Here is a 5,038-nt window from a genome sequence, read left to right as displayed (position 1 = left end):
CTGCAAATACAGGTTTGCATCCACAAAAACAACACACAAAAAACCCGGTTTCTTGGAGAAACCGGGTTTCTGAATTCCTTCAAAGTTTGAGATAGAATCAAGTTTTGATTGTTAACTCCAAACTCTCACCGCTTAAAACTCTTGAGATTTTGCTGCTGTTTTTGCCCGATCGATCTTTAAGATCAATACACCCAAAGGCGACAAACACAAGTCGATCGAATAAGAACTGTTGTGGAACCACCACTCTTCAGTCCACTTACCCCCCAAATTCCCCATATTGCTGCCCCCGTACTCCCGCGCGTCGCTATTAAACAACTCCGTATAGAAACCGGGTTCCGGCACTCCGACGCGATAGTGAGAGTGCGGCTGTGGCGTAAAATTGCACACCGTCACCACAAACTCATCGCCATCCTTCTCGCGGCGCACAAACGCTACCACACTATGCCGATTGTCGCTGCAATCAATCCACTCAAACCCATCCTCAGCAAAATCTTGACTGTAAAGTGCCGTTTCGCTGCGGTACAAATGGTTCAAATCCTTAAAAAACAGCTTCAACTTTTGGTGCGGTTCAAATTGCAGCAAATCCCACTGCAAATCTCCCCAAACGTTCCACTCGTGCCACTGGCCGAACTCCATCCCCATAAAAATCGTTTTCTTTCCGGGGTGAGCAAACATAAAAGTAAACAAACACCGCACGTTGGCAAACTTTTGCCATTCGTCTCCAGGCATTTTGCCGATGATGTGGGCTTTGCCGTGGACAACTTCATCGTGGGACAAAGCCAGCATGAAATTCTCGCTGTGGTTGTACCACATACTGAAAGTTAAGTTGTTCTGGTGAAACTGGCGGAACCACGGATCCATGTGGTAGTAGTCGAGCATATCGTGCATCCAACCCATGTTCCACTTCAGGTTGAAGCCCAAGCCACCCAGATAGGTCGGCCAAGACACCATCGGCCAAGAGGTAGATTCTTCGGCAATCGACAGCGATCCTGGGAAATAGCTAAAAATGACGTGATTCACCTGTCGCAGAAAATCCGCCGCCTCGATATTTTCGCGGCCGCCGTACTGGTTGGTCAGCCATTCTCCTGGTTCCCGACAGTAATCCAAATACAGCATAGAAGCTACCGCATCTACCCGAACTCCGTCGATGTGGTACTTGTCAAACCAGAACAAAGCGTTTGATACTAGGAAATTCCTAACTTCGTTGCGGCCGTAGTTAAAGACTAGGGTTCCCCACTCTTTGTGTTCGCCCTTGCGGGGGTCGGCGTGTTCGTACAAGTGAGTTCCGTCAAAGAAAGCCAAACCGTGGCCGTCTTTGGGGAAATGGCCCGGCACCCAGTCCACGAGTACGCCAATGCCGTTGGCGTGGCACTCGTCCACAAAATACATGAAATCTTCAGGTGTGCCGTAGCGGGATGTTGGGGCGAAATAGCCGGTTACTTGATAGCCCCAAGAACCGTCGAAGGGATGTTCGGCAATGGGCAGTATTTCGATGTGAGTGAATCCTAAATCTTTGACGTAGGGAATCAGCTTCGCGGCCAATTCCCGGTAAGTTAGAAACCGCGCGCCCGGTTTTAGTTCTGAAACCGCAATGGCTGGTTGTATGTCACCATTTGGCAGCACCGCGGGTTCGTCTGTACTGGAGTGTAGCCAAGAACCGATGTGGCATTCGTAAACCGAAACCGGCTGAGTCAGTTGGTCTGTGTCCCGCCGCTGTTCGATCCAAGCGCTATCGTGCCAAGTGTAGGTATCTAAGTCGGTGACAATTGAAGCGGTTTTGGGCCGGACTTCTTGCTGGAAACCGTAGGGGTCGGACTTTTCATAGGGATGTCCGTCTTGGTTTTTCACTTCGTATTTGTAGTGAGTTCCGTAGGATAGTCCCGGAATAAATAATTCCCAAATGCCGTTTTGGGATTTCCGCATTTGATGTTTGCGGCCGTCCCACAGGTTGAAATCTCCTAAAACAGAGACGTTGCGGGCATTCGGAGCCCAAACGGCAAAATATACTCCTGTGATTCCGTCTACTTCGGTGAAGTGCGCGCCAAGTTTTTCGTAAATCCGGTGGTGGTTGCCTTCTGAGAATAGGTGAAGGTCAAATTCTGTGAGTTTGGGCGATCGAAAGGCGTAGGGATCGTAGATGAAACGTTCGTGTTCTCCTTCTTTGACTCGCAGTTGGTAGTTTGCGAGTTCTGGGGTGTCGATCGTACATTCAAAAAAGTGAGGGTGACGATCTGATTTCATCGGGTGTTGCGCCCTCGACTCCGGCAATACTACCGATACCGCATCCGCGTTGGGCAGATAAGCTCGGACAGCCCAGACTTTTTTGCCATTTTCTTCGATCGTGTGGGGGCCTAGCACTTCAAATGGATCGTGGTGCTGATTCCCAACAATCCGGTCAATCTGTTCAAAGGGGACGGTCGCGGGCATAAAACTACCTACCTGAATCTTTTAACTAAATGGCTTTCAAAACCTAGAGCGCCGCTGCACTTTACATTTGGATACATTTTTGATTGCTCATCCTATCACTGATTAGCATGATTTTGCAGGTGCCGCGGCGGCAGGGCGTGCGCTCTTGTCCGCACAGCCGACAATCCGATTGCCTTGCCGCCGCGGCCGAGCTGTGATTTTACTGCTAGTGACTAACTTCTTCTAGCTATATAAATCTTAAAACAGATTGAAAAATTTAGATTTTTACCTAAATATTCTTGACTTTTTATGCACTATATGATAGAAAATATTTTTCAAGTTTCAGGACGCTTGGCATCTGATGATGAATAGCTGGAATTTTTAGGTACGGACGATCGCCCGACAGGTATATTTTAAAGTCCCCGAACGCGGGTTTCGCCACCAAGTGCGTGAATTTTGGCAATGCGATCGAACAGCCAAGGATAGTCAAAGCATCAAACAACAAATAACACCCAACTTGAGGCCTAGACCGATGAGATGAAAAAATGCCAGAAGCGAACTTTTTTCACCTGCTGGCTAGGCTCGTTGGGCCTAGACTCCTTAATAGCCGTAGCTATGGAGCCTTCTTAGGAGCAGGGGTAGTTGCACCAGCCCCAGGAGCGGCTTTTGGAGTTTCCTTCGCAGCAGGTGGAGCAGAAACAGGAGGAGTAGTAGTGCTGTCGGGAGTAGGGCTAGCGCCGCCGCCGGTTTCACCGCCACAGGCTCCGAGGGCTGCTGCCAAGCCCATTACTAAAGTCAAACGAATTAATGCCTTGTTCATAAACACTCCTTAAACAGTGAAAACCCATCGCAAGGAAGGGAATAGTGTACTTGAGAAACCATGCTGGCACGAATAGATCAACGATTCGCTCGTTGATTACAATACTGCATTTGTTAATAAATTTCACATAGATTCTGGCTAACCGGCAAAGATTTCTTTTTTTTTTGCAAATCCTGAAGTCAAAGTGACCGGTGGTAGGATGGGTTGGTTGGTTTGTGATGTATCTTGGGTAAGGATAACCGATCGCCAATTGTGGCCAATGGTGACAATTGGCGATCGGCAACAAAAACTCCTAGCCTCAATCAAGCTGAAGCTGCCCCACTCTACGTATTGGTGAACTCTATGACTGCTGCTATCAGATCCCGGGATTCTCGCCGCTCCCGATCGACCCAGAAGCCCGCCCCTGACCGACCCAACAGCAAAGTTACTTCTATTGCACGAGCTAGACGGGCAAAGACAGGGCCCGAATTGCCCAACTACGATATCGCCGAGGCACAGCCAGCGCCGGGTGCCCAAGCATCGGTGCTGAAAGTGATGCCCGATCGTCAGTGGCAGCCGATGTGGCTCCAATCTCTTTTGCGGGTGGAGCGCGCCTCTTCAGCGGCTGTGATTCTGCTTTTAGGCGGTGCTCTGACTCTCTACGGTTTGACTGTCTACAGCGAGCAGCGGTGGAGTCAAGAATATCAAAAGCTGGAAACTTTGCGCCTCCGGGAACAGCAGTTGACTGCTGCTAGCGAAGTTTTGAAACACCAACTTGCCAAAGAAGCTCAAAACCCAGAAACCGGTTTGGCTCCGCAGAGTCCGGCTGACACGATTTTCTTGCAGCCGATTCCCGATCGCCCATCGCTAGGGGCCAGGATACCAAATTCAGAAGCACCCGCCATCAAAAATCAAGGAGATGCCGAAACGCCGTTGGGCTATTGAGGCAGTCTCAGTCGATTGGGGCATTGAAGGTTTGAGATTTGAGATTTGCTCCACAGATCGATCGGCGAGCTTGAATTTTATCGGAAAGTTGTGGTTTTCCACGACTAAAGCAGGCGGCACGGTACCGGTTTTTGGGGCAGTATCAAGGCGCAGAAGGCCGGAGGGGAGAGTTTCCGAGGGCCTTGCTTGTTGTTAGGCTTTTGTGCGAGTCGCGCTCGGTTTCGGCATCCCAACCGTCGGTTACAAATTAAAAATAATTAACACCATTTCAAAAACAAGAATGCAGCTAGGATAGGGGCGCGGCTCGTCGGCAACCGGGGAAAAATCAACGAAAATACGCGGGCTGCCGTCTGCAGTAAGGGTAAAAAACTTGCTGGTCGATCGAAGTCGAAACTCAGGTTTGAACCTGTTGATGCGTCCGGGATTGCCAACAATCGCCCCCTGTTCCAAACCCGATTTATCGTCATTGCCAATTATTTAATGATTCAATGCGACTGAGGTACGGATAGTCATCACCTTGGTTTTTGAGAAAAATCCTGTAAAAAACTAGGTCGATGCAGGTTGTGAGGTGCAAGTCCTAATTCAAAATCTAAAATCTAAAAACTAAAATCTAAAATGGTCTAACTTGCTTTTTAAGTTTAAAAATTATGAGCTACGACCCCCGTTTTGACCGCTACAGATCGCCGAACTTTAAACGCCCAAAACCGTCGGGCGATCGCGGGATGGATAGCGACGCGGCGCGTACTTTGTGGGAAAAAAAATCTAAACCCAGGGTTTCCGGCACAAACGGCCCGCAGGCACAACAGACGGTTCCACCTTGGCCCAGGTGGTCGCAGGAGCGTTTAAAACGCAACAAGTTTCGGTTGTGGGCGGTGTGGGCAGTTGTGA

The 5,038-nt window shown here is 49.3% G+C and carries 3 protein-coding genes and 1 pseudogene; 2 read left to right on the top strand and 2 right to left on the bottom strand.

From position 1 onward, the window contains the following. Positions 1-132: 132 nt before the first annotated feature. Positions 133-2,427, bottom strand: coding sequence for a 1,4-alpha-glucan branching enzyme (gene glgB, locus IQ270_RS28055; protein WP_193976408.1), 2,295 nt, complete (start codon positions 2,425-2,427; stop codon positions 133-135). 592 nt (positions 2,428-3,019) lie between these two features. Then, positions 3,020-3,226 (bottom strand): serine protease, encoded by a 207-nt coding sequence (locus IQ270_RS28050; RefSeq protein WP_193976407.1) that lies wholly within the window; start codon positions 3,224-3,226, stop codon positions 3,020-3,022. A gap of 225 nt (positions 3,227-3,451) precedes the next feature. Here IQ270_RS28050 and IQ270_RS28045 point away from each other — a divergent pair, with 225 nt between their 5' ends. Next, the gene (locus IQ270_RS28045; RefSeq protein ID WP_228056776.1) at positions 3,452-4,150 is read left to right on the top strand and encodes a hypothetical protein; all 699 of its coding nucleotides are present in this window, start codon (positions 3,452-3,454) and stop codon (positions 4,148-4,150) included. Between the two features lie 647 nt (positions 4,151-4,797). Further along, positions 4,798-5,038 (top strand): annotated as a pseudogene (locus tag IQ270_RS28040) (penicillin-binding protein 2); the annotation flags it as partial.

Origin of the sequence: Microcoleus sp. LEGE 07076, assembly GCF_015207455.1 — a bacterium.
Lineage (GTDB): Bacteria > Cyanobacteriota > Cyanobacteriia > Cyanobacteriales > Microcoleaceae > Microcoleus.
The sequence above is the reverse complement of the archived record's forward strand: the minus strand, read 5'-3'. Positions and strand labels throughout refer to the sequence as shown.

Coding starts and splice junctions, on each gene's coding strand:
- glgB (WP_193976408.1), bottom strand. CDS start 2,427: ATGCCCGCGACCGTCCCCTTTGAACAGATTGACCGGATTGTTGGGAAT.
- IQ270_RS28050 (WP_193976407.1), bottom strand. CDS start 3,226: ATGAACAAGGCATTAATTCGTTTGACTTTAGTAATGGGCTTGGCAGCA.